This window comes from Terriglobia bacterium (genome assembly GCA_020072645.1).
In the GTDB taxonomy this organism is placed as follows: domain Bacteria; phylum Acidobacteriota; class Terriglobia; order Terriglobales; family Acidobacteriaceae; genus Angelobacter.
Genome location: JAIQGK010000014.1, coordinates 114,536 through 135,362, shown reverse-complemented (window position 1 = coordinate 135,362; position 20,827 = coordinate 114,536). Strand labels below are relative to the sequence as shown.

The 20,827-nt window shown below is 55.7% G+C and carries 15 protein-coding genes; 11 read left to right on the top strand and 4 right to left on the bottom strand.

The window, feature by feature from the left end; genetic code table 11:
- Window positions 1-303: 303 nt before the first annotated feature.
- The 5 genes from def to LAO76_20990 all read left to right on the top strand — a co-directional run bounded on the left by def (window position 304) and on the right by LAO76_20990 (window position 5,899).
- Window positions 304-906, top strand: coding sequence for a peptide deformylase (gene def / locus LAO76_21010; GenBank protein MBZ5493405.1), 603 nt, complete (start codon window positions 304-306; stop codon window positions 904-906).
- 70 nt (window positions 907-976) lie between these two features.
- Window positions 977-2,110 carry a c-type cytochrome gene (locus tag LAO76_21005; GenBank protein MBZ5493404.1) on the top strand — a complete coding sequence of 378 codons (1,134 nt, stop codon included), beginning with the start codon at window positions 977-979 and terminating at the stop codon, window positions 2,108-2,110.
- A 227-nt stretch (window positions 2,111-2,337) separates the two neighbouring features.
- Window positions 2,338-2,793 carry a hypothetical protein gene (locus LAO76_21000; GenBank protein ID MBZ5493403.1) on the top strand — a complete coding sequence of 152 codons (456 nt, stop codon included), beginning with the start codon at window positions 2,338-2,340 and terminating at the stop codon, window positions 2,791-2,793.
- A gap of 61 nt (window positions 2,794-2,854) precedes the next feature.
- Window positions 2,855-4,345 (top strand): tetratricopeptide repeat protein, encoded by a 1,491-nt coding sequence (locus LAO76_20995; GenBank protein MBZ5493402.1) that lies wholly within the window; start codon window positions 2,855-2,857, stop codon window positions 4,343-4,345.
- A gap of 111 nt (window positions 4,346-4,456) precedes the next feature.
- The gene (locus tag LAO76_20990) at window positions 4,457-5,899 is read left to right on the top strand and encodes a tetratricopeptide repeat protein (protein ID MBZ5493401.1); all 1,443 of its coding nucleotides are present in this window, start codon (window positions 4,457-4,459) and stop codon (window positions 5,897-5,899) included.
- A gap of 209 nt (window positions 5,900-6,108) precedes the next feature.
- On the opposite strand, the gene LAO76_20985 is transcribed toward LAO76_20990, so the two are convergent.
- Window positions 6,109-7,377, bottom strand: a complete 1,269-nt coding sequence (locus LAO76_20985) for a hypothetical protein (protein ID MBZ5493400.1) — start codon at window positions 7,375-7,377, stop codon at window positions 6,109-6,111.
- A gap of 596 nt (window positions 7,378-7,973) precedes the next feature.
- Here LAO76_20985 and LAO76_20980 point away from each other — a divergent pair.
- The 4 genes from LAO76_20980 to LAO76_20965 all read left to right on the top strand — a co-directional run bounded on the left by LAO76_20980 (window position 7,974) and on the right by LAO76_20965 (window position 12,723).
- A complete protein-coding gene (locus LAO76_20980; protein ID MBZ5493399.1) occupies window positions 7,974-8,978 on the top strand; it encodes an HNH endonuclease in 1,005 nt (334 codons plus the stop codon).
- 102 nt (window positions 8,979-9,080) lie between these two features.
- Window positions 9,081-9,782, top strand: a complete 702-nt coding sequence (locus LAO76_20975) for a hypothetical protein (GenBank protein MBZ5493398.1) — start codon at window positions 9,081-9,083, stop codon at window positions 9,780-9,782.
- Between the two features lie 471 nt (window positions 9,783-10,253).
- The gene (locus LAO76_20970; protein ID MBZ5493397.1) at window positions 10,254-11,405 is read left to right on the top strand and encodes a lactonase family protein; all 1,152 of its coding nucleotides are present in this window, start codon (window positions 10,254-10,256) and stop codon (window positions 11,403-11,405) included.
- A gap of 289 nt (window positions 11,406-11,694) precedes the next feature.
- Entirely contained in the window at window positions 11,695-12,723 is a 1,029-nt protein-coding gene (locus LAO76_20965) for a hypothetical protein (protein MBZ5493396.1), read from the top strand.
- Window positions 12,724-12,848: 125 nt separating this feature from the next.
- On the opposite strand, the gene LAO76_20960 is transcribed toward LAO76_20965, so the two are convergent.
- Window positions 12,849-14,291, bottom strand: a complete 1,443-nt coding sequence (locus LAO76_20960) for an amino acid decarboxylase (protein MBZ5493395.1) — start codon at window positions 14,289-14,291, stop codon at window positions 12,849-12,851.
- A 533-nt stretch (window positions 14,292-14,824) separates the two neighbouring features.
- On the opposite strand from LAO76_20960, the gene LAO76_20955 reads away from it, so the two are divergent.
- On the top strand, window positions 14,825-15,166 hold the full coding sequence (locus LAO76_20955; protein ID MBZ5493394.1) for a chorismate mutase: 342 nt from the start codon (window positions 14,825-14,827) through the stop codon (window positions 15,164-15,166).
- A gap of 111 nt (window positions 15,167-15,277) precedes the next feature.
- A complete protein-coding gene (gene aroF / locus LAO76_20950; GenBank protein MBZ5493393.1) occupies window positions 15,278-16,321 on the top strand; it encodes a 3-deoxy-7-phosphoheptulonate synthase in 1,044 nt (347 codons plus the stop codon).
- Between the two features lie 180 nt (window positions 16,322-16,501).
- Here aroF and LAO76_20945 read toward each other — a convergent pair whose 3' ends face one another.
- Together LAO76_20945 and LAO76_20940 are read right to left on the bottom strand one after the other, a co-directional pair.
- Window positions 16,502-19,093: a DNRLRE domain-containing protein gene (locus LAO76_20945; protein ID MBZ5493392.1), complete on the bottom strand. Its 2,592-nt coding sequence runs from the start codon at window positions 19,091-19,093 to the stop codon at window positions 16,502-16,504.
- A 242-nt stretch (window positions 19,094-19,335) separates the two neighbouring features.
- Entirely contained in the window at window positions 19,336-20,751 is a 1,416-nt protein-coding gene (locus LAO76_20940; GenBank protein ID MBZ5493391.1) for a WD40 repeat domain-containing protein, read from the bottom strand.
- Window positions 20,752-20,827: the final 76 nt, after the last annotated feature.

Sequence of the window (20,827 nt, the reverse complement as noted above, 5' to 3'; positions counted from 1 at the left end):
TTTTATGATTGGTATAGAGCGTGTGGCACAGCCGCCCTCGACTGTGCGATCTTCAAAGCAGGGAGAAATGTTCTCTCTACTGCTTTCTTCCAAAGCAAGTATGGATCGCTATTCTCCAGAAAATCCTTAAGCCGCGAATTTCGCGAACAAACACGAATCCGCCAGTTTGCATAACCAGCATGCGTTTTGACGGACTGTCGCTAACCTTAAATGACTGAAAGAGGTAGGGTTCCCTCACTGCGCTCGGGATAAAGCAAAGCGCTCGGGATTAAACTTCGAGCGCATGTACAATATGCGTTCCAAATGACTCTGACCATCGTCCAAGCCGGTGATCCCGTCCTGCGCAGGGCTGCGCGGGCGTTGCGGCCGAACGAGATTCGCAGCCGCGAGATCCGCGAACTGATCCAGCAAATGAAAGAGACAATGTATGCCGCGCCGGGCGTAGGGCTGGCCGCGCCGCAGATTGGGCAGGGAATTCAACTGGCGGTGATTGAGGACCGTCCGGAATATATAAAGGACTGGACGCCGGAACAATTGGCGGAGCGCGAACGCCATGTGGTGCCGTTCCAGGTGATCATCAATCCAAAGATCACGCTTCTGGGCGAAGAGCGCATTGAATATTTTGAAGGCTGCCTGAGCCTGAATAACCTGATGGCGCTTACGCCGCGCGCGCGCCGCGTCCGGGTGGAATGTGTGGACGAAAAAGGCGAGGCGAAAGTGATTGAAGCCAGCGGCTGGTATGCGCGCATTCTGCAGCATGAGATCGACCATCTTGGCGGAACGATGTACGTGGACCATATGTATCCGCGCACGCTGATGACGGTGGAAAATTTTACGCAGCACTGGAAGGGCAAGACGCTGCCGGAGCTGCAAAAACAACTACTCGCACCGGAAAAACGGCGATAGGTAACATTGTTTTAGATATTCGAGCTAATCATTTACACTTCCCATTCAAAAATCCATTGAAGGAAACTACATGAACAGGACCGCCTTTCATTTCACCGTCGCCATTATTTTCTTTGCAGCTTGTTCCTCCGGGGCACAAAGACCGGCGGGCCCTTCGCCAGAGGACAGCGCCAATCCAGCGGAACAGGTATTCAAGAATATTCAGGTGCTCAAGGGCACGCCGGCGAACCAGATAGTCCCATCGATGCAGTTCATCGCCAATTCGCTGGGCGTGGAGTGCGATTTCTGTCACGTGCGCGGCGCGTTTGAGAAGGACGACAAGAAGCCGAAGCAGACGGCGCGCCAGATGATCCAGATGCAGATGGCAATCAACCGCGACAACTTCAAGGGCGAGCGCGAGGTGACGTGTTTCTCATGCCATCGCGGTGCGCATGATCCGGTAGGCGTGCCGATCATCTCTGACCAAGAGCCGAAACGGCCAGCGGTCGAAGGACTCATGGTGGCGCCCACGCCCAATGCTGCGGAAAAAATCATTGATCATTACATAGAAGCGGTTGGCGGCGCAGAGGCCATGCAGAAAATCACCAGCCGCGTGGAGAAAGGGACGATCAGTTTCGGTCCGCAACAGCTCCCGGTCGAAGTGCTGGCCAAAGCCCCGAACAAACGCATCTCCCTGGTGCACACGCCGAACGGCGATAACATTACGGCGTTTGACGGCCATGCGGGATGGCTGGGCAATCCGGGCGGAAGGCCACCGCGCGACATGAGCGCGCCGGAAAACGAAGCCATCGGCTTTGACGCCACGTTTTACCTGCCCACGGAACTCAAGAAGATGTTTGCGCAGTTCCGCGTGCGGCCCGCGGCGGACAAGATCGGCGGGCACGACGTGTATCAATTGATCGGAGAGAATCCGGGCAAGCCTCCGATGCGGCTGTTCTTTGATAAAGAGTCAGGCCTGTTGTTGCGCAGTGTTCGCTATGCTGACACGCCGCTGGGCCGCAATCCGACGCAAGTGGATTACGCGGATTATCGCGCCCAGGATGGAATAAAAGTTCCTTTCCAGTGGACCGTTGCGCGACCGCTGGGGCGCTTTACGATTCAGATAACAGAGCTGCAGCAGAACGTGCCGGTGGACGATAAGAAGTTTGAGAAACCTGCTGCTGCGCCGCCAGCTCCGGCGGAAGGAAAGGGGCCGGCGAAGTAGGAACTGCGTTTCCAAAAAATTCTTTACCGCGGTTTTCGCGGATAAAGAGTTCGCCGCAGATTGCAGACCTCCGCCCAGATAAGACAAAACTAATTCATTCATCGACGCCGATCTGCGTAATCTGCCCTGATTTGTATTCCCAACTTGGGTCCAACCTATTGCAAGTAAAGCTCCTATTACCTCAGTAATCTTATCTTCCTTGAACTTCCAACATACACTGCATGGTCATGAGCATTGGACGCCGAATTTGGGTCTTGTTATTGCTGACTGCCGGACTTGCCGCTTCATGTGAAGCGCGGCAGTTGGCTGTCATCGTGGACAAGACGAACAACACGGGCGGTCTTTCAACGGTGGATCTGGCGAAGGTCTTCAAGTTTGACAGCCACAAATGGCCCGATGGCCGTCCGGTGATTCTTGTTCTGCGCGATCCTTCCACGCCTGAGATGAAAACGGCGATTGAGAAGCTCTACCACATGCAGGTGGAGGAATTTAAGTCTCTGCTGGCGGCGCATGCCAGCGGCGTAATCATTGTGCGGTCGGAAGATGAGCTTTTGAAATCCGTGGAAGCCATTCCCGGCGCGGTAGGGCTGGTGGATGTCTACTCCATCAATAGCCGCGTGAACGTTTTGAAAGTTGACGGCAAGCTTCCGCTGGAGCAGGGATATTTTCTGAAGGGCAACTAGCCCAAACCGCGGGACGCACAGAGCGTCACGGCCGGCTGCAAAAAAGTTCAAGGAGTTACAGATGAGGCGGATCAAGGTTTCCACGCTGGCGCTGGTCATGATTTTTGGGCTGCAAGCGTTCGCGCATGAAAGCGCCAATGGCATGCATATTTCCACCAAGTCGCCGCAGGCGCATGTGTTCTTTGAAAAAGGCATACAGAAGATGGAGATGCTGCACACGCAGGACGGCCTGGCTAATTTCCGCAGCGCCGTGCAGGCTGATCCGCAATTCGCCCTGGGCCACATCATGCTCACCTTCTTTTCACAGGACCCGACGGAGCAGGTAGCCGAGCGCGAAAAAGCGCTGGCCACGCGCGCTTCCGCCGGTCCGGAAGAAAAATTGATCATTGACTGGCTGGCCAACGCAAGCCAGGCCAACTGGGTCCCCGCGATCCAGGCCATGAATGAAGCGCTCAGCGGCTATCCCCACGACAAGCATCTGCACTGGCTGGCCGGATGGTGGCTGCAACTTGACCGCAGCCAGACGCAGCGCGCCATCGCCATGTTTGAGCAGACCATGAAGATCGATCCCCAGTTTGCCGACGCCTATAACGAAGCCGCGTATTGCTACGCGCGGCAGAACAACTTTGACAAGGCTTTTGCCGACATCAAGCGCTACACCGAACTCGTTCCCAATGAGCCCAACCCGCAGGATTCTTTCGCGGAAATCTCGCGCATGTCCGGGCGCTTTGAAGATGCGCTCACGCACTACCGCATGTCACTCAAGATCGATCCCAGCTTCCATGAATCACAGCTTGGCCTGGGCGATACTTACGCGCTGATGGGTGACCAGCAAAAAGCCCGCGCAGAATATGCCAAAGCCATTGAAGTTGCGTCGCCGGTGCAGAAAGTTTTGTGGTCATTGCAGGTGGCCGCAACGTATGTCCGTGAAGGCGACCTGGCCAATGCAGACAAGGCTTTTACCGCTGTAGCCGAGCAGGCGCATGCCAAGGATTTCGTCAATATAGAAGCTGAAGCATATCGCAGCATGTCCTTGTATCAGCTTGAGGGCGCTGCGTCGCTGGCTTTGCTGGCCAAGGCTGAAGCTGCTCTCCATGAAGTGCATAAAGTTCCGCAATCGTTGCTCAATCAGGAACTGGCCCAGGTGCTGCGTACCCGCGTGGAGCGCGCCCTGGCGGATAACAACTCCGAGCTGGCCGCGGCCACGCTCAAGCAACTGCAAACGCTTTCCGAGGCTAATGACGCTGACGGCATTATCGCCGGAGCATTTCATGGCGCCGCCGGCACTATGGCGCTGACGGAAGGCAAATTTGCCGACGCCGTGAACCATCTGGAAGAAGACGAGTCCAACGCCATCTCCATGCGCGCCCTGATTGCCGCCTATACCAAGAACGGACAGCAGGGCAACGCCACTCGACTGGCCGCCAAGCTGGCCGCGCTGAACGTTCCGCTGATCGAGCAGGCAGTTGTGGTCCCGGAATTCCGCAAGCAGCGCGCCGCCATGGCGTCAAAGTCGAATCCGGCGCTGGATCCGCGAGCAAAATATCGCTAAGACGCAAGCAGTCAGCACTCCGAGTTTAGCGACTAGCCAAACCTGGTAACGAACTACGGGTTTGGCTGTTGAGTTTGATCAGAGCTGCACAGCTTGAGGCAAAAAACCACCATGACACGATCCCACCTGCTGCCTGTCATCCTACTGTTGTCTGCCGTGACCGTGGCCCGTGCCGCGGAGCTGGAGATTACCACTAAGTCGCCGCAGGCGCGCACCGCCTTTAAAGGCGGAATCGCAAAAATGGAAACGCTGCATTGGGAGCCGGCGCTGGAAAGCTGGCGCACGGCGGCCAAGGCCGATCCTGACTTCGCGCTGGCGCACGCATTCCTGGCCATGCTCTCGCGCGATCCGGTGGAGCAGGTTGCGGAGCGCGACAAGGCTCTGGCATCGCGAAAATCCGCTGGACCGGAAGAGCAACTCATTGTTGACTGGGTAGCAAACGCCAGCCAGGGCCGCTGGATACCGGCCATACAGGCCATGAATGAGGCCCTGCGTGAGTATCCGCGCGACAAGCACCTCGCGTGGCTGGCCGGGCTGTGGCTCACCAACCAGCGCCAGTCTGAGCACGCCATCAAGATGTTTGAACGCGCCACCAAAATCGATCCCCATTTTGCCGATCCATGGAACCAGGCGGCGTACTGCTATGCGCGCCTGCGTAATTTCGATAAAGCATTTAGCTACATGAAGCGCTATACCGAGCTTCTGCCGCAGGAAGCGAACCCAATGGATTCGCTGGCCGAGATTTCGCGCATGGCCGGACGCTTCGACGATGCTCTGAAGTATTACCATGAATCGCTCAAGCTCGATCCCACGTTCGTCGAATCGCAGGCCGGACTGGGCGACACCTACGCTCTGATGGGAGACCAGGCGCGTGCCCGTGCCCAGTACGCTGTCGCCATCCAGAAGGCCTCCACGCGCGTCCAGAGCGTGACGTTTGCCTTGCAGTCCGCTGCAACATACGCCCGCGAACAGGATTTCACCCAGGCCGACGCGGCCTTTGAGGAAGCGGCGCAGCAGGCACACGGCAAAGACCTGGGCACGCTGGAAGCTGAAGCCTGGCGCATGATGTCGGTCTACCAGAAAGACAATGCGCGCGCCATGGAGCTGCTGGCAAAAGCCGAGGCTGTGCTGCATGAAAAACACAGCATGTCCGCCACCATGCGCGAGCAGGAACTGGCGATTATTCTCCGCACACGCTCCGGACGCGCCGTCCACGATGGCAGCATGAAAGCGGCCCAGCTTGCATTGCGCCAACTGGAGAAGCTGGCGGCCGCCAACAACAGCGGACAGGTCCAATTCTCCTGGCACGGCGCCGCCGGAGCGGTGCTGCTGGCCCGCGGCAAGTATGAAGAAGCCATCACCAATCTCGCCGAGGACGATAAAAATCCTTTCTCCATGCAGCGCCTGATCGTTGCTTACAAGAAAACCGGCGCCAGGGACGAAGCTGCGCGCATGTCGCAAAAGCTTTCCCGCTACTACGAGCCGACCATCGAGCAGGCCGTGGTTGTCCCAGAATTTAATAAGGGCCTGGTGGCAATGGGGGACAAGAATTAGCACTCAGCCTTCAGCAGTCAGACCAAACTAGAGACATTCCAAAGACGTTAAGCAGATTTCCCGCCGCAAGGCGGGATTTTTTGCATGTGGCGTCGGAACTCTATACCCGTGTGCGCAGGCACTTCTGCCTGTGTCCGATTCCGGCTGTTTCCCCGCGTCTCAGCGCCTCCGCGTGAGCTTCTGGTTTTTCCAATGTACTAATCATCTGATTAACCGATCAGTCCTAGCTGCTTCACAATCTTGCTCAGTTCCAGCACCTGCAGGTTCGGTGGGCAGTTCTTCCAGTCATGGCGCCAGCAGACGATCAAATCGCATTGCCGCGCGTCGTGACCGTGCCGCCTGAAACTGCTGCTTAGGTATTCCACCTCGATTCGCACAGGCTGCCACCGCCCCGGCTGTACTTCCATCCTGGCCAGCAGGTCGGGAAAGGCCGCCTGGACCGCGTCCACAATAAAACCCAGCTGGCGGCTTAGCATGGAAAAGAGCACAAGAACTCCCATTTCGTTCACCGGTTCATGTGCCAGCCCTGGCAACTGTGTGGGGGCGCCCATCAGTGGGCGGTCGTGGAGCATGCGCCGCGGAAACAAGGCGCCGGTGATCCATTGCAACCCGGTAGGCGCCAGCTCAGCCAGAAAGACCGCAAGCATCGTCGCGGTGACACGTTTTTTGCCCCACAAGGGCGGCGGAAGAACTGTTGCCATGGCGGCAATCTCTTTGGGTTCAGTTTCTCTGGGGTCACTCTCTCTGGGGTCACTCTCTCTGGGGTCACTCTCTTTGGGGTCACTCTCTTTAGGGCCAATCTCTTTGGCTTGCCCCATCTCATCGCCCGCCGCAAGTTGGCGCATTTCCACCCCCGCTGCCGGCGGATGGGGTTCCAGTCGCGTTCTTACGCTCTTCCTTTTTCTTACCTCGGCCTCGGCGGCCAATCTCACGGCTTCGCGCCTCTCCGCCAGCCGGCCGCATTTGCCGCAGGTGGGCATGGGCCCCTCTCGGACCATCTCCAACACGTCCGTCCAATCGCCCGCCAGTCCGCCGGAAGCCACAAACCGGGAAAACGCTGCTGGGACTCCTGCCCAGCTTTGAAAGCTTGTGGTAAAGCAGCAGCGTGAGTAGCCTCCCGCACGCTCATACTCAGTGTTGGAGGGCACGCGGCCAAGCTTGCGTACCACCCTTCCCCAGTCCTCCAGCAGGATTGCCGCTTCCACTCTCACTCCAGCTTGGTGTGGCTTTACGCCGGCCGCGAATACAGCGGCGCGATAAGTGCCAAAACGCCTTGCCACCTGGGAAGCGGTAATACCGCTCAGCTGTCTTAACTCTCTGCCACTCGGCCCATGGTCCAGCCTGCGTGCCGCCGACTGAATAGCTGAGATGATCAACTCTTTAGTCAGGAACTTGGCGGCTAATCGTTTGATAGTGCGGGTTTTGGCGATGATTGGTTTGGCTTTGGTTTTGGCGGAATGCAGCGTGGTTTTTGGCATCGTCTAAGACCTCGGCAGGAAGAGACTCGTGGTTGAAAACAGACACAACTCTCCCCTGAATTTGATCGGTTCTTTTTGAAAAACACGTTGCAGGACGCCCAGATAGCCCGTCGGCGCAAACGGGCTAGTCATTTTATAGCACGAATAAAGAACGAATGCAACTACTTTTTTTGTTCCCTGTTCCACGATTGCCGTCGCCCTGGTCCCTTCATGCCCATTCAGATCCGTGAAAATCAGTGTCATCAGTGGAATCAGCGGTAAGGTTTTTCCCCGTGCAGACCAGCCGCGCAAAAATCGCGGCGCAACAAACCGTCATCCTGAATGAGCGGCAAAAGCCGGGAATGCATCCTCTTCGGGCCTCCGTATCGCGCCGCCTCTTGCACAAAAAACAAGGGACACCCGGGCGAAGCGCCCGCGCGCGAAGGCGCCCCATCCTTACCTAGTACGCCAAGGCAGTGCTCAGGACTTCACGATGCGATAAAATCCTGCTAGACATCAAGTCCATTCTTATGCCATTTAGTGTTACGACAAAAACCGAAATGTTTGTTCGGAGTGGCCGACTCTGCTGTCTATGCCTTAAGCAGTGTGGTACGAATATGGAAGCTGCTCACATCATTGCCGAATCAAAGGGTGGCTCTAATGAGGCAGATAATGGTATCCCAGTCTGTTTTGATTGCCATCAAGAGATGGGATCTTACAACGATCAGCATCCCAAGGGGAACAAACTTCGCGATGAAGAGTTGAAGGCTCGTCGAGATCACATTTATCGACTCGTAGAGACAGGTGTGATCTATGCGCAGATTATCGCAACACGCGCTCGCTCAGGAGCTACTGATAATGCGAAGCCGGATCTTATTGAACCTTCAGCTTTTCCTGATGGATCTGCTGAAGCAAAGCGATTCCTGTCAATTCTCTTGTCTCCAACCGGCCTGCCTGATGCATCTGCGCGCAAGCTAAAGCTCTTCAATGAACAGGATCGAGCTTGGATATTGGATCAGCTGCTAGCTAAAGCCGAAGAGAGCGCTCAGGCTATTTCGGTTATCTGCCCTATCATGCAGAGCCCGACATTCCCACAGAGCCAGGCGATACTCCTGTTGGAACATTTAGTACGTGCCGTCACACTTTATGGCAATGTAGCCTCAAAGGCCGAGTTGCTTCGAGCTTGCTCCAATGAGTTGTTATCTACTATTTACGAGGGTCTTCGTGTGGCATTCTTTGATGACATCATTTGCATTGCCCAAAAAGATCAATTTGATGAAGTAAATGAGATTGTCCCAGCTTTGGTCGGTCATATAAGCGCGATTCCAGAAGAGCTACATAAAGAATATGTCATGATGCTTCTCGATCAAGCCAGATCGAATTCCTACAAGGGAGCACCTGCAGCTAGACGCGCTCTTATGGATCTGCCCGACAGCGTTGCAAAGTCTGGCATGGATGCAATGGACTCAAAATTCCTCACTTGGAACTCGCGATACGACCATGTGAAACGCTTTGTGACCCAATACAAACATCTTGCAAATCCCAATCAAACCGACCTATTGAATGATTTGATAACCCTTTCTGATAAGAAGTTTTTTGAGAAATACATGAGCGACGATTAAAAAAGTATTTTTTAAAGAATAGCCGACTCTCATATGATTGCCGGTATGTGCCTGATGCAGATTGCTAATCTGGCTCCCTTTACATAATGACAAGAATGCGCAATGACACTCGAGCAGCTCGTAAATGATTTTGCAATTCGATCTTTTCGTGATCAGGGAGATGAAGACTATATTTCTGCTAGGTTGGCGTGTCGCGCCGCTTTACCGAGTGTTTTTCTTTGGGCATGTCAGCAAACTATAGAGAAATATTTGAAGTGCATTCTTCTGCTGAATCGTATTCCGGCAATACGTGTCAAACATGATCTCGGCGCTGCTCTAACCACCATCAATCATTCTGGTAAACTGACCGTCATTCTGACTCCCCCAACTCAGGACTTTATCAAACAAATCGATACCTTCGGAAGGTTCAGATATTTCGAAATTCCCAACTTTGCGTCTGGTACACAGATTATCGCGCTGGACCGCGCTGCTTGGGAACTTCGCCGGTATTGCACATTTTCTCTTGCTCAAAGGCAAATTGTAATTACCGATGGACAACCCGTACCAAAAGTTCGGCTAGTCGGTGGGTTTCTTGAGCAAATAATTGATGACAATGAGAATCCAGCACGGGAGCCGTTGCTTTGGCAAAATGCATTTTTCGGAAGGAGAAGAAGAAGCCGGGTTTCCGTCTATACTTGGTCGAAAATGAAAAATTCTCCGCTTTATTTACATCCAGAGATTTTAGATGAGGTTTTAAAATATGTTTTTTTACCCAAGGATGTCATCACCGTGTATCGATCCCATAAGGTATCCAAGAATCCCTAACGCCGGTTTGGCGGCCCAAACCAACCGAGCATTAAGCCGCAGGGGCTAAAAGCTCGGATTGATTGTGTCTTTACGGTATAGCTGAAGCCGGTGCCCTTGATACAAACCGGTGAAGGAGTGGCTTGGCACTTTTTAAAAATAAAGGCATTCGCACCATTAAGCAGATTTCCCGCTGCAAGGCAGGCTTTTCTTCTCCACGCCTCCGTGGTAGGTTTGCTTTCCTGATCTCTGCAACGTCCTCTGTGTTCCTTTGTGTCCTTTGTGGTTAAAGATTTTGATTTTTTTGCCTTGTCACTATCTCTTTCGCGTTGAGCTGAGCGGGCCTGAAACATATCCTGCATGAAACGGCCCTCTTGGGCGTTCTTCCCAGGAGGCAGGGACAACTCCGTCTGGCTGCGTGCTGGCTGCTGATTGCTGCCGTAATTTCATGTATCCTTTACTATCTTTTCAATTGCAGGCTTAGGAGACTCAATGAGGGCAGGGAAGTTGAAGGCCTTTTACGGCGGAATAGCGTTTTTAGCGGTCTGTGCGGCCGGCTTTTTGAGCGGATGCGCCAGCGGGCACAAGCAGTTTGTGTATGTAACGGGCCCGGGGACGAATGAGACGTTTGAGTTCCGCGCACAATCCGATGGATCGCTGGTGCCTTTGGGGACGCCGAATTTCCCTGTCGGGTCGAATCCGGTGGCGCTGGCCCCGCATACTTCCGGCGACTTCCTTTATATAGCCGACTTTTCCGGCAATGACGTGACCCTGCTGGATATTAACCAGAGCAACGGTAATCTTTCTGTCCCGGTAAGCACCAGCATTGTTTCTCCGGTGAACCCGGCCAATATTTTTGCCACCGATAAAGGACCAGTTTCCCTGGCCATGTCGCCGGCGTCACCTTTTCTATATGCGGTGAACCAGACAGCCGGCAATGTGACGGGTTACACAGTGGACCCGGGCAGTGGAAGCCTGGGCGTTATCCAGGGTACGACGAGTTCGCCGGCTTCGCCGTTCCCGATCCAGCCGGTGTCGCATCCTTCTGCTGTGGCGATTGCGCCCGCGGGCAACTTCCTGTTTGTGGCGAATGGCACGGAAGGGACCATTGCTGTTTTTAGTATCGGCGGAAATGGAGCGCTGGCGCAGGCAGGATTGCCGGTATCAGTGGGTGCGGGCGCCACGCCGGCTTCAATCGCAGTGGAACACTCCGGCCGCTTTCTTTATGTGACGGATTCAGCCAACAACGCGGTTGTGGGATTTGCCATTCAGGGCAATGGAACGCTGACTCCGATCAGCGGCTCGCCTTTTGCCACTGGTTTAACGCCGCTTGGGCTTGGCATTGATCCGCAGGGAGCGCTCCTGTTTGTGGCCAACAGCGGATCGAATAACGTTTCTGCCTTTGCGATTGATTCCAGCACCGGCGCGCTGGGCGCGGTGAACGGATCTCCCTTCCCCACCGGCGGCGTTGGACCTTCAGCCGTTGCCGTGGACTCAGATACGAATTTTGTCTATGTAACGGAGCAGACGAGTCATGACATTGCGGCGTTTGCGATTGCCTCGAACGGCGCGCTGGGGGCGGTGAAGGGATCGCCGTTTGGCGTGGCCACCTCAGCCAGGGCAATTACCGTGGTGCGGCGATAGAGAGCGCGGCGATAGAGACTTGTGTGATCGGCTAAAGAGGTTGCGGAAAAAGTGTCCTTGATGAAGACAAGTGTCAGGGCACGGACTTTAGTCGTGCCGTAAGTGCTTCAAAATAATCCGGGCTTTAGCCCGTGGAAAAATAAAATAGCGGATTGAAACTGCGGCGGCACTGCGCTGCGAAAACCGCTGAAATCAATGCCTGGAGCGGTCTCTACCGCGAGTGCAATTCAGGCTATGCACTGTTGGTGCTTGTGCCCGATTTTCAAACCGTGCTAAACAAGCCAGTACGATGGAATCAGTGTACGAGGGCGCAGCAGAGGTTAGCCAAGTTGAGCTAACGCCGCAGGACCAGCTCCGTCTGCAATGGCAGCAACAGCCGGGAGCAATCCCGTTGCTGCGCCAGAAAAACGTGATTGACCAGAATGCCGAGCTTCTGCCTTTTGCCGCTGTTGCCGGACTGCGCGGCTGGATTTCTCCTGGCATGTTTGCGTTGCAAGGCCTGGTGCTGATCGCAGTCATCGCCGCGGGCATGAACTGGCTCGCGACCCGCCATTCCGGCAAGCTGGAAGAAGAAATCACCGCATTGCAGTCCAGCTCAAAGATAGAGATCAAGCGCCAGGAAGAAATTATTTCAGCCACGCAGGCTGAGATCAGGAGAATTTCCAGTTCGCCGAACTCGACTTTTAAGCTGCACATTTCCGCAACGCCGCTCAGCCGCGAGCAGGCGCTTACGGCATTGAAAAGTTCGCTGGAAGAATCGCGCAGCTCTGAGGAGCAGTACAAGGAAAAAATGGCGGCGCGGGAGCGTAACCTTCGCGCGCGGCAGAGCACAATGGCAATTGTGAATTCAGGCAGCCCGCTGATATTTTCTCTGGCGCTGTTTCTGGCCGCGGGTCTGTTCAGCCAGGGTGCGCAAAAAGAGTTTCCGCGCAATCGCCACGCGCGCAATTTGGCTGACTATTATCTTTACTTCATCACTGCGGAGGGCCTTTGGCCCAACCTGGTGTTGCTGGCATTTTTGTTTGTGGCGCTCAGCGGCAGTGATTATGGCTTTGACGGACTTTTCTCCAGCGTGGGCCCGCTCTTCTGGGTAGTTTTCTGGATCGGCTTTTATGGTCTGCTGCTGCACTTGTTTGTGATGACGGCTCGCGGCCTCTATCGCGCCATGCAGGCGCGTCCGCCTGAGGCTGAGTGGGGCTTCGATAATCGATTGCTCTTCCGCATCCATAATAGTGTTTTTATCGTTTTTGCCGGACTGGAAGCCGTGTTTCTCGCGCTGTGCTATGCGTTTTATTTTTTGCAGAGCCACGCGGCGTAGGCCGAAAGTAGCCGCTTAGGAAAAGTGAATAAACTCGAATCTTGTTCTCTATTACTTCAGATTCGTGCTTTTTCGCGTTCATTCGCGGCTAAAATTTCTTCCACCGTCCTTCATGTCCGTTGTGGTTAGAGTTCTTCCGCCGCCGTTTGCAGCAACTCCCACGCTTCCTGCACATCGCGCCAACTGGTTTCCAGATGGCCAATCGCCAGCCGCAGCGTGAGTTTTCCGTTCAACACAGTGCTGGCAATGAACATACGGCCTGAAGCGTTTACTTTTTCCAGGATCGCGCGGTTCTCATCGTCAGAGCCTTTATAGCGGAAGCAGACAACAGACAGCGGCGTCGGCGCAACGCGCTCAAATTTCGGATGCGCGTCCACCAGCGCGGCAAAATCCTGGGCCCATTGAATGTGCGAGCGCAAAATGGTTTCAATGCGTTCGCGCCCAAAGTAACGCATCACAAACCACAGCTTCAGCGCGCGGAAACGATGTCCCAGCGGAACGCCGTAATCCATGAGGTTATGCGCGCGCGGATCGTCCTGCGTCTTCAAGTAATCCGGCGTAAGGGAAAACGCTCGCCGCAGAATGTCCGGCCTGCGCGTGTAAAACGCGCTCAGGTCAATGGGCGTAAAGAGCCACTTGTGGGCGTTGAATACCAGAGAATGCGCGCGCTCCACTCCCGCCATAATGTGCCGCTGCTCCGGCAGGATTGCCGCGGCGCCAGCGTAAGCGGCGTCCACATGCAGCCACAGGCCGTGCTTCTCCGCGACATCCGCAATCTGCGGCACAGGATCAACGCTGGTGGTGGAAGTTGTGCCCACGGTTGCAACCACGCAGAACGGCCGCTTGCCCGCGCGTTTGTCTTCCTCGACCATCTCTGCCAACGCGTCGGCGCGCATACGAAACTCCGCGTCCGACGGCACCTTGCGAATGTTCTTCTGGCCCACGCCCACGGCAATCGCGCCTTTCTCAATTGACATGTGCGACTGCTCAGATGTGTACAGCACCATGTCGTTGCGGCTTCCCGCCGTTCGCGCTTCCGGATCGACCAACTCACGCGCGCACACCACCGCATGCATGCTGCTGGTGGAAGCCGTGTCGTAGACAATGCCAAACCATCCTTCAGGGAGGCCGATCCATTGCCCCAACCAATCGAGCGCGCGCTGTTCCAGTTCCGCTACAGCAGGAGAAGTCTTCCAGTGCAGCCCGTTGGTGTTGAGCGCCGCAGCCAGCATCTCGCCCAGGATCGCCGGCGTGGAACCGGTGCAGGCAAAGTAAGCAAAAAAGCGCGGATGGTTCCACTGCGTTACCGCCGGCATCACCAGCCGGTCGAAGTCGCGGAGGATCGCGTCAAACGTCTCGCCTTTTTCCGGCGCCGACTTCGGCAGAGCATCCAGCAGATCGCCCGGTTTGGTCTGCGCCAGCACCGGCATTTCAGAAACGTTGTTCAGGTACTCGGCAATCCGGTCCACGGTCTCGTGCCCCGCTCGCCGAAAATCTTCTACATACGCCTGCCACTCGGTGTTTTGCTGCGCCGCTGCCGCATCTTTAGAATCAATGGTTTTGCTCATAATTTAGCCCTTAGCTTTTAGCCGTTAGCCTTTGATCTCTGGCCTGAATCTTGATCTTTCCTCTGGATGTTGAGTGCCACCGTTCTGGCTAAAGCCCAAAAGCTAATGGCTAAAAGCTGTTTTTTACATTAACTTTCTTGACAACACCCAAAAATCTAGACTACTATCCGCTGAGCATGCACGCCAGCCGATTTACTTTCGCGTTTACTTACCGCTACCACTTTACGGGTAGCGGCCACGCGGATCTGTGCTGACAAATGCAATAAGAAGTTAGTCATCATAAATCACCGTAAGCCGCGATCCCCAAGGGGTCGCGGTTTTTGCTTTCGGGGGTTGGTCAGTTTGAAAACTGACCAACAGCCAGTATCAGCGTCTAGCGATTCGCTTTGCGGGGTCCCCAACGCGCGCGGTTTTTGCGCGTGGTGGGGCAGGAATCGCGGGCCTTTAGGCAGACGTTCATCGCGTAGCTGGGGTGGCGTAGCGATGAACCTCAGTTAACAAGCTGATACCACCTCTTGCTTTTAGGAGCTTCTATGGATTTGCCAAGCATTACCGGCGACAAAACGCTTGACGACTGGCGCCGCCAGATTGACGCGCTCGATGCCGAGCTGCTTCGTCTGCTCAACCAGCGCGCCGCCATCGCCTGTGAAATTGCCTCGATCAAGGTTGCCTCGGGCTTGCCCGCATACGACGGCAATCGTGAGCGCCAGGTGCTGGCCCGCGTGGTGGAAAAGAATAACGGCCCACTCGACCAGCAAAGCGTCACCGACATTTTCTCCGGGATCATCCGCGAAACGCGCCGCCTGGGCACCCAGCGCATGGAGGAACAAACGGGAGATCCGGCAAGAGTCAAGCCTTCACAGCTTGGTACGTAACGACTTTTAAATTTTTCGAGGGGGCAACAAACAGAGTTTGCAGCAACAGATTTCTGGCTAATTACCAAGTACTAAATACTAAGTACCAAATGCTTTTACAGGAGTTTTCTCATGGTCATCAATATGGCGGCAGGTTCGTCTGAAGCGGAACTTCAACACGTAATTGAACGGGTCATCGAATGCGGTTTTCAGCCGCATGTCACGCGTGGATCGGAGCGCGCCATTGTGGCCGCGGTCGGCTCCGGCGGCAACCGCATCGCCCTGGAAGCGCTCAAGGCCGCGCCGGGCGTGGAAGACGTTGTGCCTATTGCGCATCCGTTCAAGCTGGTGAGCAAGCAAACCAAGAGCGGACGCACCCAGGTTGACGTGGGCGGCGTGATCATCGGCGGCGAAGAAGCTGTGGTGATCGCCGGGCCATGCTCAGTGGAATCGCACGAGCAGCTTTTCTCCACCGCGCGCGCCATCAAGGCCGCCGGCGCAACGCTGCTGCGCGGCGGCGCTTACAAGCCGCGCACTTCGCCCTATGATTTTCAGGGTCTGGGCATTGAGGCGCTGCGCCTGCTGCGTGAAGTCCGTGAAGAAGTTGGGCTACCCGTGGTCACCGAGGTAATGAGCACCAATGATATTCAGCTCATCTGTGACCATGCCGATATGCTTCAGGTGGGCGCGCGCAACATGCAGAATTACGATCTGCTGCGCCAGCTCGCCAAGGCCAAAAAGCCTATTCTGCTCAAGCGTGGCCCATCCGCCAGCGTAAAAGAGTGGCTGCTGGCCGCAGAATATCTTCTGGCTGGCGGCAATGACAATGTTGTGCTCTGTGAGCGCGGCATCAAGACCTTTGAGAGCGAAATGACGCGCAACACGCTCGACCTTGCCGCCGTTGCGCTGGTGCGCGAGCTCTCGCATCTACCGGTGATCGCTGACCCATCACATGGTACCGGCAAACGCGAGCTGATTGCCCCCGCCAGCCGCGCCGCTCTCGCTATCGGCGCCGATGGTTTGATTATTGAAGTGCATCCCTGTCCGGAGCGGGCTCTCTCCGATGGAGCGCAGTCGCTCAACCTCGAAGAATTCGCGCGGCTGATGAAAGGTCTGTGCGCGCCGATTCGGAGCGTGGCGATGGCAACCCCGTTGGCGACGGCAAACGGCAGATAGCCTAAGACCGCTGACTTCCTAGCGGACATGGTTCAGCGGTTTTATCTGCAACATGAATGGCCCCGACAAAAAATCGTCGACAGCCGGGAATGGATCCGCATGATTATCAGATCGTGCCGCTCGGCTGTTCGGTGATCGTCTTAGAAGCACATGGGCTGCTAGACAGTTCTATAAGTGTTCTTAATGCCCACTCGCCCCCGTCCCGAAATCCATGTCCGGAGTGCCGTCTTCGTGTGCTCCCCGATCTGGGCCCACACCGAAGAAGCCATCGTTAAAGTTCGGGATTATTACGCCATCGTCGTAGCCGTGAGTTCCCGGCACCAGACGGTATTTGCCGGTCCAGTACGCTGACCAGCCATTGCCGGTTTGGTATTGCGGAGTGGTGGCGGCGAAGCCGTTGGCTTCACTCATGACGCCGTTGCTCAGGTCGTAGTCAAGATCATTACCTGAAGCCGTGCTGTTGAAGGTGAAAGCTCCCCAGTTGGATTTCCAGACTTCAAACACGTTGTTCCTGCTCACGGTGTTTTCCAGCGGAGTGCTTGAACCTGTGTCTTCAACGCCTGTGCCTGCGCCCAGCGGATTAGGGCCTGTGGCTGAAGTTTCAGAAGTATAAGGTGGTTGCAGGGAAGTATTGTGGTAGAGGTATCTGCGGCCGCCGTCATAGCTACCAATTCCACCAGACTTCATCATGGAGTCGCGCCCGCCGCCATTGCAGGTCTCATTACCCCACGGATCGTCCAGGCACTCGCGCTGGCGGTTGTAAACATTTCTCCAGACGTACACCGGTCCTATATAGGTCGGCGTGGTAGAGATGGCCGACGCGCCGCCATAATCAAAGTAATTTTTCCAGACGCGGTTATTCGTGCCGTCGCCGTCCGTCTCCAGACCATCGTCAAAATAATTCATCACGGCATTCTTGTAGATATCCACGTCCGGCCCAATGCCCTGCTGGTCGCAGTTCGTGCCGATGCTGTTGCATCCGCCCATGACCAGTCCGTCTTCATGGTAGTGGTTGAGATCAGGCGGGCCACCCAGAACTCCGTTGGTGGTGGAGTAAGCCTCGTTGTAGCGGATCACAATCTGGCCTCCGGTTGGATACATTGTGATGGGCGCTGTGCCTGCGGGATGCTGCCCTCCATCCCAGGGATTGGCCCCGAATGCCGGATTATGGATCTTTGAATGTTGAATGACGATGCGCTTGGTGTTGAGCACCGGACCGTAACTCTGGTCCGGAAATTTGATGCCGGCATCTTCATTGCATGCGCGGTCCCCGGTTAGGCCCGCGCCCAGCGCTACGCCGCAATCGCGGCCGTACCCGGTAATCTCCACGCCATCAATCACAATGTCGTGCGAACCGGGATCAATAAAGATGCCCGATTCGCCACCCACGACCTTAAGGCCTTTCAGGATGATATAGCTTCCTGAAATGACCACTGGGAAGAAGTTGCTGGAGTTACTGGTTTGCGCCACCGCATTTGCGCCGGTGAAGTCATAGACTGTATAACCGGACGCAGTCCCGGACTGGTTGGCCAGGAGCACCTGCTGGCGCGACGATCCGCTGCGCGAGCCCTGATAGGAAGAACTGGTCGTGGTAGTGTTTGTGCCGGTCCAGGGTGTCAGTGTTGTGCCTGCAGGGAAAGTTTCGCTCCACGTGGAAGGACAATCACTCTGCCCATCGGAAATATGATTGAGCCAGGTGGCGGAACTGTAGCTCGCGCCCGTGCCGACCTCGAAGACGTACTGAGTTGCGGGCTCCAGATTCACCACGCTTCCGCGTCCGCGGTAAGGATGCAAGGGCTGGCCGCTGCTGTCATTACGGCTGTCATACCAGAGCGGGTGGCCCTGGTTCCATGTGAATCCGGGCGCGATGGGATCGGCAGTCGCCAGCCGGTAGCGGACGAAAATTTGGTCGCCGCTGGGCGCATTCGCTGGATTGTAGTAGAGGCTCATGCTGTTGAAAGTGGCGATGGCAATTCCACCGGCCGGCAGCGGAGAGTTCACACATGTTCCGGAGGTGACGGTCTGATAAGTAATGGTCAGCTTGGGACGCAATGCGGGAAAGTTAGTATTGTCTTTTGAGTTGAAGTCTTTGTATTGGTCGATGGCGCTGCTGCTCACCTGGGTAAGCAGCCATCCATTATTGGCTGTGCCAGTGGAGAAAGCCTGCACTCCGGACGTTACATCAATGTTGAGCCAGCAGGCCGCCGGATAAGGCGCAGCCGTACAGTTATTGACAGCCGCATCGGCAATTGAGCCCTGTCCATCGGCGCTGCTCACAACATCTGTCCCTACGCCGCCCGCGCCGGGAACTGTCCATGCAGTGCCGGTGCCGGTGGTGTTCCACGTGACTCCTGTTTCTGTCCAGTTTCTCAGCAGCCGTGTGGCCTGAATGACGGCATCTGGCCCGTTGTACTTATAAAGCGACAATGTTGCTGAAGTGATGGTGACACCGTTCGGGACCGGCCCGCCTTCAGAAGCGAAGATGGCAAAGCGGATCACAGTGCGGTCAGTGTTTTCATTGCGAATGTCGAGGTCACTGATCGTGCCTTGATTGAGGTTGGCCCCGCTGGAGTAAAGGATCCAGTCGTCAGTTGTTCCCGCGTAACTGTTTGTTCCGTTTTGAAGCGTGACGGTGGTCTGGGCGAAAGCGCAAGGCGCAAGCAACAACAAGAGCGCCATGAAGGCAGCGGCGCCAGCCAGAGAGACTGAAAAGTTTGATGTGGTATGTGATTGCGGATAGAAAAAATGCCCTGCAACAGTACGCAAGCGCACGAGCGCCTCCTTGATGCGTGAATGAACAGGGGAACAGGTGGGTTGACGTTCGAAGACACCTTGCGGCGCTTGCTGGAATCTTTCAAATCTTGCCGGAGAACAAAAGCTGCTGGTTGCTCCGCGATAGTCCTGTGCTTAGGAGCATACAAAGTTCCATTAGGTTGCATGCTCCATTCTAAGAAGTGAATGAATTCGAGCAGTTCTGGACTGTAAGTAGTACGCAGCGGCATGCGATTCGCGCCCTACCGCAGCTCCCAAACCTCCACGTTCCCACTGCTGTCACCCAGCGCAACCAGTTTGCCGTCGTTTGAAACCGCGACAGCCTTGATGCCGGTCATGTCCGTAGCGAAGGCGCGCGCTTCCGGCGTACCGGCGGACACAATGCCGGCAATTCCGTCGGTGTTGGCCATTACAAAACCGTCGTGCGTCGGCGCTACTGCGTACACTGTGTCTACGCCCAGGTTGGGCAGCGAAGGAGGGTTTCCACTGGGGTTGCCGCTTGAGAAGATGGCCTCGCCTAGTGACGACCATCGTGCCATCATCTTGCCGTCCCGCGAAGGCACGCATTTGTATGAATCACCGCAAACATCGGAAAAACTTCCCAACTCGCGGCCTGATTCCAACTCGCGCGCGGTAAATCCCTTTGCCGCTTTTGCCATCACCAGCCACGCGCCGTCCGGAGAAAGTTCCACCACCGAGCCGGTGCCTGATTTCACAACACGATTTCCGCTTATGTCCCACACAGCTGCCTTTTCATCTCCTGCCACGCCCAGTGTGTCATCGGGACCGAATGCCAGGGAAGTCACATGGCTGGTATCCAGCTTGTGGGTCATCTTGGCCGTTGCAACGTCCCAGATCTCGACGCCGCCATATCGATTTGTGGCAACCGTGCTTCCCGACTTTGAAAGCGCAATCGCGTCGGTGGAATAATCCGCGTGCATGGTGGCCACAGGCTGTCCTGTCGTGAGATCGAAAACCGTAATCGGCGAAGGAGGTGTTCCGCCGTCTAGGGGACGGCGCGACGCTTGCGCCACCGCCAGCCGGCTTCCGTCGCCGGAAAACCCCAGTGCGGAGACCTCAGCAAATTCCTTCAACTTGAGTCGCGCCTTGAAGTGCGCAACTTTCTGCTCCAGCAGCAGGCGCAGCCACCGCACCAGAATTTCTGTTGGCGGCTTGCCCATGCCCGCGCCCTTTTTGTATTTCCACTCGGGCGGCATTTCTCCATCCAAAGAGTGGCCCATGAAATAAACCTTGTGGTCTGAAAGGCGCACAAAGATTGTGCCCCATGCCGGAACATAACCCGGCTCCCCGGAATCGTAATGCCCCATTTCTATACGGGACTCTTCCACGCAGACCAACGTGCGCGCGCGGCCAGGCGTGGCGGCCTCCAAACCCGCTACGCGAATCGCCGGATTTTTTGCCCACGGCGCTTTGCTCTTTTCGCGATGGAAAAGTATTTGGATCGGCCCTTCCGGCCACCCGTCCGCCGTCTCAGTTATGGCGTAAGGATCGTCGCAGATTTTGGCGGCAGTTAAGGCCGCACCCTGCTGGTGGGGGCTCCCTTTTTTGCCTGGCTGAAGGCAAGGGTCGCCATCAGCATGCACAGGCATACACACATCGTCTTCATCAATGTTCCTCGCTTTTGGGGATGAAGCCATTGTGCATCACATGTTCGGCGCGGGGAAGTGTATTCGTTTGGACCGACATACCGAGGTAACTGCCCCTAAGTGAGTT